Annotated in this window: 17 protein-coding genes; 12 read left to right on the plus strand and 5 right to left on the minus strand. The window is 50.9% G+C overall.

Going from position 1 to position 17,522, the window contains the following annotated elements; genetic code table 11:
* Positions 1-12: 12 nt before the first annotated feature.
* Genes glyA through rpiB form a run of 3 tightly spaced genes read left to right on the plus strand, consistent with a single transcriptional unit; the run spans position 13 to position 2,605 of the window.
* Positions 13-1,287: a serine hydroxymethyltransferase gene (gene glyA, locus BD749_RS11795; protein WP_101444761.1), complete on the plus strand. Its 1,275-nt coding sequence runs from the start codon at positions 13-15 to the stop codon at positions 1,285-1,287.
* 34 nt (positions 1,288-1,321) lie between these two features.
* Positions 1,322-2,164, plus strand: a complete 843-nt coding sequence (gene tatC / locus BD749_RS11800; protein ID WP_101444523.1) for a twin-arginine translocase subunit TatC — start codon at positions 1,322-1,324, stop codon at positions 2,162-2,164.
* A 3-nt stretch (positions 2,165-2,167) separates the two neighbouring features.
* A complete protein-coding gene (gene rpiB, locus BD749_RS11805) occupies positions 2,168-2,605 on the plus strand; it encodes a ribose 5-phosphate isomerase B (protein WP_101444524.1) in 438 nt (145 codons plus the stop codon).
* 17 nt (positions 2,606-2,622) lie between these two features.
* Here rpiB and BD749_RS11810 read toward each other — a convergent pair whose 3' ends face one another.
* Positions 2,623-4,029: a hypothetical protein gene (locus BD749_RS11810; RefSeq protein WP_143741257.1), complete on the minus strand. Its 1,407-nt coding sequence runs from the start codon at positions 4,027-4,029 to the stop codon at positions 2,623-2,625.
* A 103-nt stretch (positions 4,030-4,132) separates the two neighbouring features.
* On the opposite strand from BD749_RS11810, the gene rbfA reads away from it, so the two are divergent.
* The 5 genes from rbfA to BD749_RS11835 all read left to right on the plus strand — a co-directional run bounded on the left by rbfA (position 4,133) and on the right by BD749_RS11835 (position 10,997).
* Positions 4,133-4,528, plus strand: coding sequence for a 30S ribosome-binding factor RbfA (gene rbfA / locus BD749_RS11815; RefSeq protein WP_101444526.1), 396 nt, complete (start codon positions 4,133-4,135; stop codon positions 4,526-4,528).
* Between the two features lie 17 nt (positions 4,529-4,545).
* Positions 4,546-5,355 carry a class I SAM-dependent methyltransferase gene (locus BD749_RS11820; protein WP_101444527.1) on the plus strand — a complete coding sequence of 270 codons (810 nt, stop codon included), beginning with the start codon at positions 4,546-4,548 and terminating at the stop codon, positions 5,353-5,355.
* Between the two features lie 224 nt (positions 5,356-5,579).
* The gene (locus BD749_RS11825) at positions 5,580-6,803 is read left to right on the plus strand and encodes an ABC transporter permease (RefSeq protein ID WP_101444528.1); all 1,224 of its coding nucleotides are present in this window, start codon (positions 5,580-5,582) and stop codon (positions 6,801-6,803) included.
* Positions 6,804-7,249: 446 nt separating this feature from the next.
* Complete coding sequence (locus BD749_RS11830) at positions 7,250-10,183, plus strand: DEAD/DEAH box helicase (protein ID WP_101444529.1); 2,934 nt, start codon at positions 7,250-7,252, stop codon at positions 10,181-10,183.
* Positions 10,184-10,556: 373 nt separating this feature from the next.
* A complete protein-coding gene (locus BD749_RS11835) occupies positions 10,557-10,997 on the plus strand; it encodes an SRPBCC family protein (RefSeq protein ID WP_101444530.1) in 441 nt (146 codons plus the stop codon).
* A 1-nt stretch (position 10,998) separates the two neighbouring features.
* Here BD749_RS11835 and BD749_RS11840 read toward each other — a convergent pair whose 3' ends face one another.
* On the minus strand, positions 10,999-11,667 hold the full coding sequence (locus tag BD749_RS11840) for a SanA/YdcF family protein (RefSeq protein ID WP_180336390.1): 669 nt from the start codon (positions 11,665-11,667) through the stop codon (positions 10,999-11,001).
* A gap of 165 nt (positions 11,668-11,832) precedes the next feature.
* Here BD749_RS11840 and crtD point away from each other — a divergent pair, with 165 nt between their 5' ends.
* The 3 genes from crtD (at position 11,833) to BD749_RS11855 (ending at position 14,778) form a co-directional block, all read left to right on the plus strand.
* A complete protein-coding gene (gene crtD, locus BD749_RS11845) occupies positions 11,833-13,329 on the plus strand; it encodes a 1-hydroxycarotenoid 3,4-desaturase CrtD (protein WP_101444532.1) in 1,497 nt (498 codons plus the stop codon).
* Entirely contained in the window at positions 13,322-14,005 is a 684-nt protein-coding gene (locus BD749_RS11850) for a carotenoid biosynthesis protein (RefSeq protein WP_101444533.1), read from the plus strand. The genes crtD and BD749_RS11850 overlap by 8 nt, the downstream gene beginning before the upstream one ends.
* A gap of 164 nt (positions 14,006-14,169) precedes the next feature.
* Positions 14,170-14,778: a TetR/AcrR family transcriptional regulator gene (locus BD749_RS11855; protein WP_101444534.1), complete on the plus strand. Its 609-nt coding sequence runs from the start codon at positions 14,170-14,172 to the stop codon at positions 14,776-14,778.
* An 84-nt stretch (positions 14,779-14,862) separates the two neighbouring features.
* Here BD749_RS11855 and BD749_RS11860 read toward each other — a convergent pair whose 3' ends face one another.
* The 3 genes from BD749_RS11860 to BD749_RS11870 form a co-directional block, all read right to left on the minus strand.
* Positions 14,863-15,105, minus strand: a complete 243-nt coding sequence (locus BD749_RS11860) for a DUF6952 family protein (protein ID WP_101444535.1) — start codon at positions 15,103-15,105, stop codon at positions 14,863-14,865.
* A gap of 2 nt (positions 15,106-15,107) precedes the next feature.
* A complete protein-coding gene (locus BD749_RS11865; protein ID WP_101444536.1) occupies positions 15,108-15,428 on the minus strand; it encodes a thioredoxin domain-containing protein in 321 nt (106 codons plus the stop codon).
* 148 nt (positions 15,429-15,576) lie between these two features.
* Complete coding sequence (locus BD749_RS11870) at positions 15,577-16,194, minus strand: Tll0287-like domain-containing protein (protein WP_245869083.1); 618 nt, start codon at positions 16,192-16,194, stop codon at positions 15,577-15,579.
* A 193-nt stretch (positions 16,195-16,387) separates the two neighbouring features.
* Here BD749_RS11870 and prfA point away from each other — a divergent pair, with 193 nt between their 5' ends.
* The gene (gene prfA / locus BD749_RS11875) at positions 16,388-17,461 is read left to right on the plus strand and encodes a peptide chain release factor 1 (protein WP_101444538.1); all 1,074 of its coding nucleotides are present in this window, start codon (positions 16,388-16,390) and stop codon (positions 17,459-17,461) included.
* Positions 17,462-17,522 lie beyond the last annotated feature (61 nt).

Raw genomic sequence — 17,522 nt, forward strand, 5'->3', positions numbered from 1 at the left:
ACCAAAGAAGCCATGCAGAAAGACACCGCTATATTTGACCTGATTGCAAAAGAGAAAGCACGCCAGACCCACGGCATCGAATTGATCGCATCCGAAAACTTCGTATCGGACCAGGTGATGCAAGCCATGGGCAGTGTGATGACCAACAAGTACGCCGAAGGCCTCCCGGGCAAACGCTACTATGGCGGTTGCGAAATTGTAGATCAGTCAGAACAGCTGGCAATTGACCGCGCCAAAGAGCTATTTGGGGCTACTTGGGTAAACGTGCAGCCGCACTCCGGAGCGCAGGCAAACTCGGCGGTGATGCTGGCAGTACTGCAGCCAGGCGACAAGATCCTTGGTTTTGACCTGTCGCATGGTGGTCACCTGACGCACGGTTCTCCGGTTAACTTCTCAGGAAAACTGTACCAGCCGAGCTTCTATGGTGTAGAGCAGGAAACTGGTCTGATTGATTTTGATAAAGTAGTAGAGACAGCCCGCCGTGAGAAACCGAAGTTGATCATCTGCGGCGCCTCAGCCTATAGCCGCGACTGGGACTACAAAAAACTACGTGCTGCAGCTGATGAGGTAGGAGCACTTCTACTGGCCGATATCTCCCACCCTTCTGGTCTGATCGCCAAAGGACTCCTGAATAACCCATTTGAGCATTGCCATATCGTAACCACTACCACGCACAAAACACTGCGCGGACCAAGAGGCGGTATGATCATGATGGGGAAAGATTTTGAAAACCCTTTTGGACTGAAAACACCGAAAGGCGAAATACGCATGATGTCTTCTTTGCTGGACGGCGCAGTGTTCCCGGGCACGCAGGGCGGACCACTGGAGCATGTGATCGCGGCGAAGGCAGTGGCTTACTACGAGGCTTTGTCTGATGACTACATGGGCTATATCAAACAGGTACAGCAAAATGCACAGGCGATGGCAAACGCTTTTGTGGAGCGTGGCTATAACATCATCTCTGGCGGTACCGACAACCACATGATGCTGATCGACCTGCGCTCTAAAGGCTTAACAGGCAAACTGGCCGAAAACACTTTGGTGAAGGCAGATATCACGATCAACAAGAACATGGTGCCTTTCGATGACAAGTCGCCGTTCGTGACATCAGGTATGCGTGTGGGTACGGCTGCCATTACAACGCGTGGTCTGAAAGAAACGGATATGGCCCGTATTGTGGAGTTGATCGATGATGTGCTGACTAATAACGACAACGATAGCAAAATAGAGGCAGTGCGCAAAGAGGTGAACAGCTGGATGCAGCAATACCCACTTTTCGCCTATTAATAACCTAAAATACACTTCATAAGCGCCATCATTAATGGACCAACCACACCTCGAGGGAGCGGAGCAGCAGCAGGAAATGTCCTTTGTGGACCATTTGGAGGAGTTGCGGTGGCACATTATACGCTCTGTAGCCTCCATTCTTGTGTTCGCTACGGCTGCCTTCCTGGCCAAGGGCTTCGTGTTTCACGATATTATCCTGGCTCCGTCGCGTACCGACTTTTTTAGCTACCAGATGATGTGCAAGATCGGGCAGTATGTTGGCTCGAGTGCGCTGTGCATCGACGATCTGGGCTTTACAATCCAAAGCCGGCAGATGAGCGGCCAGTTCTCCATGCACCTCATGGTGTCGCTGGTTCTAGGGCTCGCACTGGCATTCCCGTACGCATTCTGGGAAATATGGCGATTCGTGAGGCCGGGCCTTTACCCACAGGAGCAGCAGAACTCGCGCGGGGCGGTGTTCTGGGTGTCGCTGCTGTTTGGCATGGGGTTACTGTTCGGCTACTATGTCGTGGCTCCGATCTCGATCAATTTCCTGGCCGGCTATCAGGTAGACCCGTCCATCTTGAATGAGTTCGACCTGTCGTCTTACATCTCCACGCTCACAACGCTTTGCCTGGCTTGTGCGCTTATGTTTGAGCTTCCAGTCATTGTATACTTCTTTACCAAGGCGGGCTTACTCTCTCCGGAAATCATGAAGCTATACCGCCGACATTCAATCATCGTAATCTTAATTGTGTCTGCGGTAATTACACCTCCCGATGTGATCAGCCAGCTGCTGATCGCTTTTCCGCTGGTAATCCTTTATGAAGTGAGCATCAGTGTATCGGGAAGAATCATAAAGCGCGACTTAAAAAGATTGAACGAAAATAACGCTTAAGCTATGGGATATAAGATTGCAATCGGCGGCGACCATGCCGGCTTTACTTACAAAAAACTCCTGAAGGAACAGTTAGAGGCGGCAGGCCACGAAGTGACAGACTTCGGCCCGGGCTCCGACGCCTCCGTGGACTACCCTGACCATGTGCACCCGCTCGCGAAGGCCGTGGTGAGCAAAGAGGCCGACTTTGGTGTACTGATTTGCGGAAGCGGAAACGGTGTAGCCATGACAGCCAACAAGTACCAGGAGATAAGAGCGGCCCTTTGCTGGCAAACTGAACTGGCGAAGTTGTCAAGGGAGCACAACAATGCGAACATCCTCTGTATACCTGCGCGCTTTGTATCGCAGGAGGTTGCCTCTGACATGACGCGTGTATTCCTGGAGACAGAGTTCGAGGGCGGTCGCCATCAGAACCGCGTAGATAAAATTCCGGTTTGCTAAGTCAGGTATAGCGCCGCTTAACGGACCTTCTTGTAAACTGCCGCTGTTTGCGTAGGCTCATAACCTTCGAAAACGGACGGCAGTTTGTGTTTCAGCTGCGACATAAGTCCGGCCTGATCTACAATGTATTCAGGAGTTTCCTGGCGGAAGTTTTGGTAAAGGTCATAAACGGCTTGGTACTCGTCAAGATGACCGAAATGGCGTTTAGAGAGTTGCCAATTCAGGTAGGGCGTGGCTAGCTTATTATGCGCGTAGTAGCTCAGGTCATCGCCAAGTACCAGTACAGAGCTGCCTTTTATCTTATCTCCAGCCCCATTGTCTGGCAATAACAGCCGAGAGTCATCGATTTTTACAAAAGCGGCTATTCCTAAGGGCTGGCGGTAACGGATCAGCAAGACTCCACCGAGCAAGACAAAAAACAAAAGGTTTAAAAGCCACTTCTTCATGCGGCTTGTAAAGAGGAATTCGCCAAAGTAAGCGATGGGCGGCAGCACAACAACAAAGGAGCCCACTGACAGCTCATGGCGGGTTAGCAGCACGATAATGCTGACGACGAGCCACACCGTCATAAGTTGCTGAAACTTGCCTTGGAATACAAGGCGCTGCGGCAGCGAAGTGGTACTGATAAGCGAAAGAAGCAATATGGCTGCGGGAAGTGCCATCGCCAAGGCCAAATGTGCAGGAGGCACCAAAGGATTGATGCCAAATTGCCAGGGCAGCAACAGGTGCATCTCCACAAATTGCGATGTAGTATTGGTATACAAGTAATACGTGATCAGCACAGCGTACGGGAAGGCAAAACCGCACAGCATCAGCAGGAAGCTCCTAAACGTGTTCGAAGCAAAAAGCACTACCCCAAATGCCGCCACCAGCAGAAACAGTGCCAGTGGCAGGTAGCTAAGCGCCGCAAGTCCCACCATAAAACCACCCACAAACAGCCGGTTGTTTTCAAAGCCCTCCCGCGAAATTGTAATAATGTAGGGCAGCGACAAAATGATAAACGTGTTGCCGATCAGCAGCGGCGTCAGCATGTCAAACTCATAGGTGAGGCTCCCCATCAGCAGGTATAGCAGGGCCGGGATGTAGTCTTTGCCAGCGTATACCTGGTGCCGGTTGAGCGTGACATTGAACATAATGGCCTGGAAGAGGAGCAGAAGGGTCGCCACAATCCGGTAACTCAGGTATGAGCGGCCAGCCACCACATCGATGGTCCAGTACACAAAGGCCGAAAGCGGCGCAGTGGTGTCGTAAATATCGCGGTACATGGCATAGCCGTCGGCCATCCGCTCCCCTACCAGCATGTGCAGCAACTCGGATGCAGTGGCAGGTATACCCAAAAAGACAAGCGGCAGCCGGATAGCCAGGAACAGGAACACCAGCAAAAATAAGCGGGAAGGCAGTATGCTTCGGAAGTAACTAATCAAAGGAAGACGGAGTTAGAAAGAACTATACACCAGCCTGAGCCGAAATGAGTACGGCACAATTGGGGTAAAAATGCGAAATTAATATGATATTTGCATCTTCAATATGGAAAGTAAAAGACAACAGAAATTTTCGCGCCTTATTCAGAAGGAGTTGGCAGAGGTCTTCCAGCGGGAGGTGCCACACTTGTTCGGGGGCGCCTACATATCGGTAAGCGTGGTGCGCGTATCGCCTGACCTGGGCCTGGCGCGTGTATACCTGAGCGTGATGAACGCCAAGGATGGCAACGAGATGCTCTTGCAGGAACTGCGGGTCAACACCAAAACGATCCGGCATTTGCTGGCCCAGCGCATCAAAAAGCAGGTGCGTGTTATACCTGAACTCGTGTTCTTCCTTGACGATACCGCAGAGTACTCCGCTAAGATCGACAAGCTGTTCTCAAACCTGGACATACCTCCGGCCCCTGAGGAGGACGAGGACGACGATACCTATATCCGCTAAGCAGCAGCAACACCCTTATGCAGTACGACCCGATTAAACGCGTGCTGGGCGATGTTTTCAACAAAACCCCATTCTTGCGCCGCGTATTTTATAACCTACTGGACTTGCTCCTGCTGCGTGCCTGGCATGTGCACAAAGAGCTTCGTGAGTGGGCATCCAGCCGCAAAAACCAGGAGCAGCACATATTGGATGCCGGCTCTGGCTTTGGCCAATATACCTACTGGCTCTCCAGCCAAAGTAGCAGGTGGAGCATACTGGCCGTTGACGTAAAAGAAGAGCAGATTTCAGACAGTAACCGCTTTTTCAGAGCTATCGGGCGGCAGAACGTGTTGTTCCGTATTGGTGACCTGGTAAAGTACCGCGAAGAAAACACCTACGACCTGATCTTGTCGGTGGATGTGATGGAGCATATCCTGGAAGATGTGGAGGTGTTCCGGAACTTTCAGGCATCATTGGTGCAGGGCGGCATACTGGTGATCTCCACGCCATCGGACCAGGGTGGGTCGGACGTGCACGGCGACGATGAAACCTCATTTATAGAAGAGCACGTGCGCGATGGGTATAACATCCAGGAAATTCAGGATAAGCTTTTATCTGCCGGGTTCAGCAAAGTAGAAGCGCGTTACTCCTACGGCAAGCCAGGGCAAATCTCGTGGCGCCTCTCTATGAAGTACCCGCTCCTGATGCTCAACACCTCTAAAGCGTTTTTCATTCTACTTCCTTTCTACTACCTGATTACATTTCCGATAAGCCTGTTGCTGAATTGGTTTGATGTAAACGGCAAGCACGCCTCAGGCACGGGACTAATTGTGAAAGCGTGGAAATAATTTAAATTGTTAATTACTGATTGTTAAATTGTTGATGGCATAATTACTAAATTGCTGAAGCAGTTGTAAACAGATCGTGCTGCCAATCTTACTCAATAGGTATAGCAAAGCAGGTATAAGGAACAGCCAAGCCTGATATTCAAAAATGCCTAGACGCGAAAATTTTTGTAAGAACAATCAACAATCAACAATCAACCTTTAGCCTAAGCACCCGAAACTGCTAAATGAACGTCCCTTACCTCATAGCGAAACGATATTTTTTCTCTAAGAAGAAGAGGAACATCATTAGCCTTATCTCCAATATTGCTATGATCGGGGTAGCGGTGGGCACGGCGGCGCTGATCATTGTGCTGTCGGTGTTCAACGGCCTTGAAGACCTCATCCGAACGATCTATACCAGTTTTGACCCTAATCTGAAGATATCGGCTGCGGAGGGCAAGTCTTTCGAAACGGACACGGAGTTCATGAACCGGATACGCCGCACACCCGGCGTAGCCTTGGTAACGGAGGTGATCGAAGACAATGCCCTGCTGCGTTACAACGACCGCCAGATGGTGGTGAAGGTTAAGGGCGTGAGTGAGAACTTCTTTGAGCAGAACAGGATTGGCTCTTCGGTAGTGGAGGGGCACTACAACTTGTACGCCAACGATAATTACTACGCGCTGCTCGGCCGGGGTGTGCAGTATCAATTGTCCGTCCGGACGAGCAACGAGTTTACGTACATGCAGTTTCTGTACCCACGCAACACCAAGTTCAATCCGCTCAACCCCGAGGGATCTTTTAAATCGCTGCAGATAACCCCTGGTGGTGTGTTTGCCATTGAGCGGCAATACGACGACGCCTATGTGTTTGTGCCCATACAGTTTGCAGAGGAACTGATGGAATATGGCCGGCGCCGCACCGCTATTGAGATAAAAGTTGAGAACGGCTTCCGCATCGAAACAGTGAAACGCTCTTTGCAGAAAGTGCTTGGTGAGGGTTTTCTGGTACAGAACAGCGATGAGCAGCACACCAGCCTATTGCGGGCCGTGAAAGTGGAGAAGCTTTTCGTGTTCATCACTTTTACGTTTATCCTGCTTATAGCCTCGCTCAATATTTTCTTCTCCCTCTCCATGCTGGTGATCGACAAGAAGAAAGACATTGCGGTGCTGGCCTCGATGGGGGCTACCAAAGAGCAAATCCGGAACATCTTCCTGTTCGAGGGGGCGCTGGTTGCCTTTATCGGAGCTTCGTATGGCCTGTCGTTGGGTATGCTGATTGCTAACCTGCAGCAAACGTTCGGCATCGTATCAATGGGGATGGCCACCTCGGTGGTAGACTCGTACCCAGTCAAACTGGAACTGATGGACTTTGTGCTGACAGGTGCCGCCATTGTCATCATTACCATGCTGGTATCTATCCGGCCTGCCCGCAAAGCCGCGGCCATGTCTGTGCGCGACAACCTGTAAGGTATAGCCACGGCTCATCCCGCTTTCTCTACTCCTACCCAATGCAGCCTCCGGTCAGCTAACCACTGGTGTGTTATACCTGAATACTCAAAACATTTGGATCATAACATGGTTTAGTGCAGGAACCATAACCTTGCCCTTTGTGTGCCTCCTGAATATGCATAAAGAAAATCAAGCCTATTCCCTGAACTAGCATTATACCTGGAGCGATAACTGGTTGATCGGAAATGGTAGCGAACTAGCTCAGGATGGTAGAATCAATAGAAGTATTACTTAAACATAGAGTTGGCTCTATATATTGAGATTAAAAGCCTTTAATGTACTACAGGCTATCAGGTAACACCCGGAATATAAAAATATTTTGATTGGCGGCGCTAATTTCAAGAGTATTAGGTAGGAAATGAGGAGTTTTAGGGGTAAATTTGGTGTCCTAATATTGTACCTGCATGAAAGTATACACCACACAGCCGTTTCAGGTAATCTACTCGCTGTTTGAGCATGAGTACCTGGGGTACCTGTTCGAATCTTTTGTGGTGCAGATTAATACCAAGGGACAGCTCACGCTGCAGCACCAGAATATTTCTGCCAAAAACGCCGACGAGTTCTCCGCTCGCCTCGAAGCCAAAGATTTTAAACTCATCGAACTGATCGACCAGATACAGCAGGATGCTGTGCTGAAGAAGTTTTCGAACAAGAAGCTCTCCCCTGTTGATTTTTTTCTGAAGGTATACGACCCTGAGAAGGGCGACAAAAACATGCAGGAGGCGATAAGCCACTACATACAGGTGCGAATGAACAAGATTCTGGAAATGCTCCAGGACCGGCGCACCTTCATCATGGGCAAAGACGGCGACCCGACCTGGAAGGAAATCCAGGTGGCGGACGACAAAGCGACCGTGCGCTTTCACCTGCACCGAAACGAAGACAATACCCACTACTACCCTACTGTAAGGTACAAAGGCGAGAAGCTTCACTTCCAGTACCGCAATGCAGTGCTCATCTGCTATGAGCCGGCCTGGCTTATGCTGGATGGGGTGGTATACAGTTTTGAAAGCGGCATCGACGGTAAAAAGCTGCAACCCTTTTTGAACAAAAAGTTCATCCTGATCCCGCGCACTGTGGAGGAAAACTACTACCGCAAATTCGTGGCTTCTTTGGTAGAGTCCTTCGACGTGAAACCAAACGGGTTTGAGATAAAACCGCAGCAGCTCAGACCAAGGCCATACCTTAACTTTTCTGAGATCAAGTCCGCTGATGTGAATGCCCTGCTGAGCAATGGCGGTAGTGAGGCCAGCAAAGTGGATAAGGCTGCCGCAGCCGATAAAATTCTATTCAATCTGTCCTTCAGGTATGGCGAGCACATGGTGGAGGCACAGGACGCAAAGCGCGTGAGTGTGAGCATGGAGAAAACCGAGGACTCCTACATCTTCCATAAGCTCATACGTGATGCCGTGCACGAAAAACAGTATGTAAAAGAGCTGGCCAAGCGCGAATTGGAGGTAAAGAACGGGCAGGCCGTACTCGATAAGAGTGCCGCCTTCTCCTGGCTCAACAGCAACCTGCAGGCATTGGAGGAGCTTGGCTTCACGGTAGAGCAGTCTGAGAAAAGTGGCAAGAACTACTTCCTCGGCGAAATATCCGTGCAGGTAGGTATAACCGAGAACAACGACTGGTTCGACATATACGGTACCGTGCGCTTCGGGGAGTTTGAGATTCCGTTCATAAAACTCAAGAACCACATCCTGACCCGCAACAACGAGTATGTGCTGCCGAACGGGCAAGTGGCCATTATACCTGAAGAGTGGTTTACGCAATACATTGAGCTTTTTGCCTTCTCGGAGGGTGAGCACCAGCTAACGCTGCGCAAACACCATATGGCGCTGGTCAACGACCTGCAGAACGGCAATCTGGCCCAGGTGACCATGACGCGAAAACTGGAGAAGCTGCGAGAGTTTGACGCCATAGAAGACAAACCACTTCCGGCAGGCTTCCAGGGCGAACTGCGCCCTTACCAGAAGGCAGGCTACAACTGGCTGCACTTTGTCAAGGACTTTAAGTTTGGGGGCTGCCTGGCCGATGATATGGGCCTCGGCAAAACGGTGCAGACGCTGGCCATGCTGCAGCACCGAAAGGAAAACGGAGCCGAGTCGGCCACGTTGCTCGTAATGCCTACCTCCCTTATCTACAACTGGCTGAACGAGGCGCAGAAGTTTACCCCGGAATTACGCATCCTGACCTATACCGGCACCTACCGCGACAAGAACGTGGAGCAGTTTAAGGATTATGATATCATCCTGACTTCCTACGGCATTGTGCGCCTGGACACAGAACTGCTCAAAAACTACTACTTCGATTATATCATACTGGATGAGTCGCAGGCCATTAAAAACCCTGACTCCAATACTTCCAAAGCCGTCCGCTCACTGAAGTCGCGCCACCGCCTGATTCTGACGGGTACGCCGGTGGAGAACAGTACCATGGACCTCTGGTCGCAGATGTCGTTCATCAACCCGGGGCTGCTGGGCAATCAGCATTTCTTCCGGAAAGAGTTTTTGAAGCCAATTGAGAAGGAGAAGGACGAGCACAAGACGCGCCGGCTGCATGCCCTGATCAAGCCTTTTATTTTGCGCAGACACAAGTCGCAGGTGGCGCGCGAACTGCCGCCTAAGATTGAGCATACCACCTTCTGTAAAATGACAGAGGAGCAGGAGCACGCCTACGAGGAGACCAAGTCGTATTACCGCAACAAGATCCTGACCAGCCTGGAGGAAAACGGGCCGGGCAACACGCAGTTTGTGCTCTTGCAGGGCTTGATGAAACTCCGGCAGATAGCCAACCACCCTTATATGACCGACCCTGGCTACGAAGGCGAGTCGGGTAAGCTGAAGGAGGTGATGCGAATGACGAAGAGCATTGTAGCCAAAGGGCACAAAGTGCTTATTTTCAGTCAGTTTGTGAAGCACCTGGAGATCATCCGGCAGGCGCTTGATGAAAAGGAAATCACGTATGCCTACCTGGACGGCAATACAAAGAACCGCCAACAGCAGGTAGAACTGTTTCAAAACGACCCGAGCATACAGGTGTTCCTGATCTCGATGAAAGCCGGAGGCGTTGGCCTTAACCTGACCGCTGCAGACTACGTGTTCATTCTGGACCCTTGGTGGAACCCGGCCGTGGAAGCGCAGGCTGTAGACAGGGCCCACCGCATCGGGCAACAGAACAAGGTGTTCACCTACAAGTTCATCACCAAAGACACTGTGGAGGAAAAAATCCTGGCGCTGCAAAACCGCAAGATCCAACTTGTAACCGACCTGATCAGCACCGACGAAAACATCATCAAAAGCCTGACAAAAGAGGACATTGACAACCTGTTGAGCTAAGGTTTGAATTGTTAAATTGTTGATGGTTGGATTTTTGATTTAATGGTAAATGATTTTAACGAAGCCGCAGCAGTATGTATGTTGCGGCTTTTTTTGTGGGCAGATCGAAGCCAGGTATAACCTTATGGTACTTGTCTGGTTAAGAGGTATAGCAGTCTTATTGGCAGGTATAGCAAGCAACAAGAGCAGGTGGTTTATTCTAGCATCTTTGTCATGCTGTAAGAATCTTGGTTGCAGGTAGCGTAGGTTCATCTCTCCTCTAACCAAGTTTCTTACAGCATGACAGTGAGTTTTGAACAAATCTTTTAGAATGCAAAAAATATGAAAACCAGAGGGTAACAATCTAACCATCATTATTTTAGCAACTCATAAAATGCGCCTCCATCTCCAAACAACAGTGCAGCAGGACTACCTGAGCGTATTCCACGCTTTTGATGAGCAGCTGTTCAGAAAGCTGGCACCGCCTTACCCCCGACTGAAGTTGCTGCGCTTTGACGGTAGCGCGCCTGGCGATGTGGTAGCGGTGGAGTTGCAGACAGGTATAAGATCCTTTCGTTGGACTAGTCTGATTACAGCGCGTGAGATCACCGACACGGAAGCCTGGTTTGTGGACGAAGGCCAGGAAGTGCCCCCGCCTCTGCGCAGCTGGCGGCACAAGCACTTGGTCACGCAACACGGCAACGGCGCCGTCATTCACGATATTATCGATTATAGCACCGGGCACAAGGTGTTGGACATAATATTATACCCACTGATGCGGGCTACCTTTGGAATGCGCGGTCCTGTTTACAGAAAGGTGTTTCGGAAGGTATAGCTTAGTAGTGGAGCAGGGCGTTTGAAGTACCTTGAATGTCGACTGTCTCACCCAGAAATTTAGGCTTCCGGTTTAAGTTCACCTCCATAAATGCATTAACAGTTGCAAGCACCTCTCGCAGATAATTGCGACGATATCCCACATAATGCCCTTTATCCGCTATATAACCATAGCTGTCAAGCCCAAGTGATCTGCCGATGTAGATGGCTCTGTCGAGGTGATAGTTCTGCGAAACAAGCACGGCCCGGTCCACCTTGAAAACCTCCTTTGCGCGGTATAGGGTAGAGTAGGTATCAAAGCCGGCGAAATCCAGGAAAATATCCTCAGCCCTTACATTCTCTGAAAGGCAATAGTCACGCATCACCTTAAGTTCGTCATAGTTACGGCTGCTGTTGTCTCCTGATAAAAGCAGACGCTGTACCTTGCCTGCCTTGTACAGCTGTATACCTGCGTCGAGCCTATCCTTCAGGTACTTGCTGGGTTTACCATCGCGAATGCCAGCGCCAAAAATTATACCTGTATAGCAAATAGGAACGTGCTCGGTCTGCTTATAGGTATACTGGTTAGACTGGCGTTTCACCAAAGTGGTTACCAATATGCCGACCATGACTACTAGAAAACAGGCGAGAGAAACAACCAGCAGGTACTTCTGCCTAGAAATGAATTTCATAGTTGAGCAAATTGAAAACATGAGACAGGTATAAGATACATATAAAATCATGAATATTTGAAATCCTTCCTATACCTCATTTAAAAGTATAAGAAACAATCTCAAAACCTTTGCCCCACCCTCGCAGTTAAGTGCAGGAAAGAAATAATCTGATTACATTCGGGTATGACGAAAGCGGCCATCATCGGTTCAGGTATAGGAGGCATTGCTACGGCCATAAGGCTGGCCGTGAAAGGCTATGATGTGACCGTGTTCGAGGCCAATGCTTCATTTGGCGGAAAGATGCACCAGTTCGACTTGCAGGGCTATCGCTTCGATGCAGGCCCTTCGCTGTTCACGCTGCCGCACCTCGTCGACGAACTCTTCACGCTGGCTGGCCGCAACCCTTCCGACTATTTTACCTATACCCGCCTCGACCCGATTACACATTACTTCTGGCCCGACGGCAGTCACCTGAAAGCCTATGCCGACGCCGAAAAGTTTGCCACCGAAGCCGAGCAGCAGCTGGGCGTAAGGGCACAGGACGTACAGGAGGTGCTGGCCAAGAGCGCCCGCCTTTACAAGGGCACGGCAGATACTTTTCTGCATAAGTCGCTGCATCGGCTCGATACCTACCTGAGCACCGATGTGCTCAAGGCGCTGGGTTGCCTGTCGGACCTGGGGCTGACAACGACCATGCACGATGCCAATGCCAGGCTATTCAAGGATCCGCGTTTTGTGCAGCTGCTCGATCGCTTTGCCACGTACAACGGCTCTGACCCTTACCAGGCGCCGGGCACGCTCAACCTGATCCCGCACCTGGAGCACAACATCGGCGCTTTTTACCCGAAAGGCGGCATTTACAGCATTGCGGCCAGTCTGGTGAAGCTGGCCGAAGAGCTGGGCGTGGCGTTCAGGTATAACGAGCGGGTAGAGCGGATTATCACGCATAATGGCAGGGCCACAGGTATAGAAACCAGCTCGGCCAGGTATAGCGCCGGCGTAGTGGTGAGTAACATGGATGTGGTGCCGACCTACCGCCGTCTGCTGCCTGACCAACCGGCCCCTGAACAGACGCTGCAGCAACCACGCTCCAGTTCAGCGTTGATCTACTACTGGGGTATAGCGCGCGAATTTCCGGAGCTGCACCTGCACAACATTTTTTTCAGCCAGGACTATCAAAAGGAGTTCGAGCACATTTTCCGGCACAAGTCCATCAGCCCCGACCCGACGGTGTACGTGAACATCACCTCCAAAATGGAAAAGCATGATGCGCCTGCGGGCTGTGAGAACTGGTTTGTGATGGTAAACGTGCCGCACCACCAGGGCCAGGACTGGGAGCAACTCATCAGCATGACACGCCAGGCAGTGACAGCAAAGCTGAGCCGCATGCTGCAAACGGATCTGCAACAGGTAATTGCCTGCGAGCAGGTGCTGGACCCGCTGCTGATCGAGCAGCAAACGTCGTCTTACGCAGGGGCGCTCTATGGCAGCAGCTCCAACAACCGCATGGCGGCCTTTCTGCGGCACCCGAACTTCAGCTCCAAACTCAAAGGGCTCTACTTTTGCGGCGGCAGTGTGCACCCGGGCGGGGGTATACCGCTGTGTTTGCTTTCTGCCCGTATAGTGGGTAACCTGGTGCCTGTCGTAACATCAGTTAACCGATCAAAACATCATGCCTGAGACCACACACCCATACCAGCCGGCCATCCCTTTGCAGCAGCGCCTGAAGCCCTATGCTTTCGCAGTAGCTCTGGGAGTATTGGCTATTTTTCATGCAGTGGGCTTTTGGGGGCTTCTGTTTAGTGGCGAACCCGAGAAGTTTCAGCGGCTTACGCCTATGAACCTGGTCCTCACCAATGTCCTGCTCTTTTCCTTCCATCGGCGCTGGAACGCAGCTTTCCTGCTTTTCGCAGGGGTAATCGCTTCGGTTGGTTTTTTTGCGGAGGTGCTAGGGGTGCATACTGGCCTAGTGTTCGGAGATTATGCCTATGGTGAGTCGCTGGGATTGAAGTTGTTGGACGTGCCGCTGCTGATCGGGCTTAACTGGCTGATGCTCGTCTACACCACGGGGCATTTGGTAAACATGCTGAACCTGCACTGGCTAACTAAAGCATTGCTGGCTGCCCTGTTGATGGTTGGGCTTGATTTCTTTCTGGAGCCGGTGGCCGTCGCCTTCGACTTCTGGGACTGGAAAGGTGGGGACATCCCCTGGTCAAACTACCTGGGGTGGTTGGTACTGGCATTTCTGTTTCAGATTTATTTCCAGAAAGCCCCCATTTACAAGCGCAACCGGTTAGCTCCCTATGTATACCTGGTGCAGGCCGTTTTCTTCATAAGTATCTGGGCCTTACTATAACCGAGCCTGCCACCGGCGGTGGAACAGTTTGCAGGGTGCAACTTATTGTTTTACATTTGCATGTTTCTGACGAAACTGCAAAAGCAAACTTACAACATACATCAAGCTTATTATTGCGTATAGTGACTTAACCACTTTTACAGCTTGATGACTTTCCCTGTTCAATGACTTTTTTAGAAACCATATTAGGTGAGCTCCTGCTAATTTTTAAGCACGAAGGTATAGAGGCGAACTCGGATGCAGAGCTGATCAGGAAATTAGATATTCGCCAGTCCACTTTTCACGAGCTTTTCCCGAGCCGGGAGAACATGGTAAAGCAGGTTGTGCTTCATGATATGGAGGTGGATCGAAAAAGGCAGCAGGCGTTGCTCTTGAAGGCTACAAACCCGGTAGAGGAGATCATGCTGCTTTTGCAGGATGGCATTCATGCGATCAAACAGGTGAACCCGGTTTACATTGGCGATCTGCAGCAGTACCCGGAGGCCTGGCAAATAAGCATGCAGAATATCATTGACAATAACCAGCATGTTAATGGCGAGATCCTGAACAGAGGCATCCTGCAGGGTTACTTCCGCAAAGACATCAATCTGCAGTTGGTTACGAAGATCATTGTAGAACAATTCTTCATGATGATCAATCCGGCCTCTTTTCCGCCTGCCAAGTACGAACTGGCCGAAGTGTTCCGCAGCATTTACCTGTACTATGTGCGGGGCATTTGCACCGAGATGGGCGGAAAGCTGGCAGAGGAGTACTTCGCCAAAAATAAATTGTAAACGTGAGCAGCGCATGCTGAAAAGCAGGAGGCCCCTAAACACATTGCTTCGGGGCCTCCTGCTTTTTATACTTATCAGGTAATATTAGCTGATGGAAACACGCACCTTTTTGGTGTACTCGCGCAGGGCGGTTTTAAAGTCCACGCTGTTGTCGTTCATATAGTTCAGAATCCAGGCAGCGGCAATCACGTGCGTCAGTTGCTCACCCTCATCGTCACCTTCTACTTCTATGGCGAGTGGCTGCTCCTCCATCAGCGCTTCTTCGGCTGCTGTGAGCGCTTCTATCGACTGGGTTTCTACTAGTTTTTTTATAACAGGTATCTTCATTTCTAAACAGTCAGTTTGTTGATCAGATCACGAACGGCTTCTTCCTTGCTGGCAGCTACGGTGTCTACCAGTTGACCGTTTTTGAAGACAGCAAAGAAAGGCAGGTTTGTTACGCTGGCCAGTTTGCGGGCCTCCGGGCTGGTTTCGGCGTTCACGTCCACGAAAGCTACATTGGCAAAACCCTCCTCGTCAGACATACGCTTGAACTTAGGGGCAAACAAACGGCAGCTGCCGCACCAGTCAGCGTAGTATTTCACTACCACGTTCTGGTTTGAGTTGAGCACGTTATTGAAATCGTTATCGGTTGCTACTATTACAGCCATATTCTATATGATTTAGAGTTTAAACATTAGATCAGGTATAGCCTAATCATACTGGGTGCAAAGTTAAAGGTTTCGGACTAAACATGCAGTGATGTTTGTCATCATCATTGGGTTGTCTGGGCCGTAAACTACCACGTTGGCGAAATGTTTAGCGGGGCCGCCGGCTTTTCTTGGGCTGGTCGTTAAGGAAAGCCACCAGATCGAGCTTGTCGAAAGTGAGCTCCCAGACGCCCATTAAATCGCCCGCTTTGTAGCCAACAGCCTGGTCTTGCGGGTATTTCTGCTTAATAAGAGAATCGTCTGCCTCACTCAGGTTCTGGCCCACCGTGCCATGGCAGCTAAGGCAAGTTTCGTCGCGCAGGTATATCGGAGCGGTATACCTTATCTCGTCCGGGCTTAATGCCTCGACTGTGGCCTGCTGCTCCTGCCCCTTGCTATACCTGGCCAGTGCTTGTGCTGTGGCGCCCTTTGCCTGGTTCTGCGGATTGCGTGGGCGCTCGCTGAATCGGCGTGAGATGGCGCCGAACTTGTGCTGCTGCGTCTCCACCTCTTCAAAGCTTTCGGGCTGGCAGTAAGGTAGGGCGGCCGCCATACCTCCCTGGGCGAGGTGCTCCGTCAGCCGTTGCACATGCAGGCGCTCCGCCGTCACCACAATAGAGTCACCGTACTTCTGAGCAGTGTTGATGATGTCCTGCTGCGTGAGGCGCTTGATCTTGTGGCGCTCCAGCTCCTGGGCAATTTCCTTTCCTCCTTCTATTGGTTTCACTTTCACATCGCAGCCTGAAACTATAAAGGCTGTGCTTAAGGTTATAGTAGCGAGCAGGGAGCGGGCTTTGAACATCTTTCGATACAAATTTGTAGTAGGATAAATAAGTAATATAACAGCTGCAACCAGCACTTATGTTTTATTACTTAAACGCCAATTTAGTATCTTTGCAGCTTAAAACCATAACAGAGCGATGTTAGATAAATTAGAAGCCATTAATCAAAGGTTTGAAGAGGTAAGCCAACTGCTTATCCAGCCTGATGTGGCCAGCGACATGAAGAAGTTCAAATCGCTGAATAAAGAGTATAAGGACCTTGACAAGATAGTAGTAGAGTATAAGAAGTACCTCAACATCCTGAGCAACATCGACAATGCCAAGCAGGTGATTGCGACCGAAAAGGACGAGGACTTCCGCGAGATGGCCAAGGAAGAGCTGGACCAGCTGATTCCGCAGCGTGAGGCGATGGAAGATACCCTGAAAGAACTGCTCATCCCGAAAGATCCGAACGATAGCAAAGACATTATCATGGAAATCCGTGCAGGAGCTGGTGGCGACGAGGCCTCTATCTTTGCCGGTGACCTGTACCGTATGTACAGCCGCTTTGCTGAGAAGCAGGGTTGGCGCATGGAGCTGATGGATGCCACCGAGGGCACTTCCGGGGGCTACAAAGAAATTATTGTGGGCGTGTCGGGCGAAGACGTGTACGGCAAGCTCAAGTTTGAGTCGGGCGTGCACCGTGTGCAGCGTGTACCGGCCACCGAAACACAGGGCCGTATCCATACCTCTGTAGCGTCGGTGGTGGTGCTGCCGGAGGCGGAGGAGTTCGACATCGAGCTCGACATGAACGACATCCGCAAGGATCTTTTCTGTTCGTCAGGCCCGGGTGGTCAGTCGGTGAACACGACTTACTCAGCCGTTCGTCTCACGCACATCCCGACAGGTATCGTGGCCCAGTGCCAGGACCAGAAATCGCAGCTCAAGAACTTTGATAAGGCTTTGGCGGTACTTCGCTCGCGTATTTTTGAGGTGGAGTTGGCCAAGAAAAACGAAGCCGAGGGTGCTCAGCGCAAGAGCATGGTAGGCGGCGGCGACCGCTCTGATAAGATCCGTACTTACAACTACCCACAGGGCCGCGTAACCGATCACCGCATTGGCTACACGGTATATAACCTGCCAAACGTAATGGATGGCGGTATTGAAGACTTCGTGGAAGAGCTGCGTATAGCAGAAAACGCCGAGCGCCTGAAAGAAGGTGCCACTGCGTAATAACTAAGCCGCTCTTGACCAAGGTATATTTAGGAATGTGGTGCAGCCGAAAGCTGCGCTG

The sequence above is a fragment of the Pontibacter ramchanderi genome (genome assembly GCF_002846395.1).
GTDB classification, from domain to species: domain Bacteria; phylum Bacteroidota; class Bacteroidia; order Cytophagales; family Hymenobacteraceae; genus Pontibacter; species Pontibacter ramchanderi.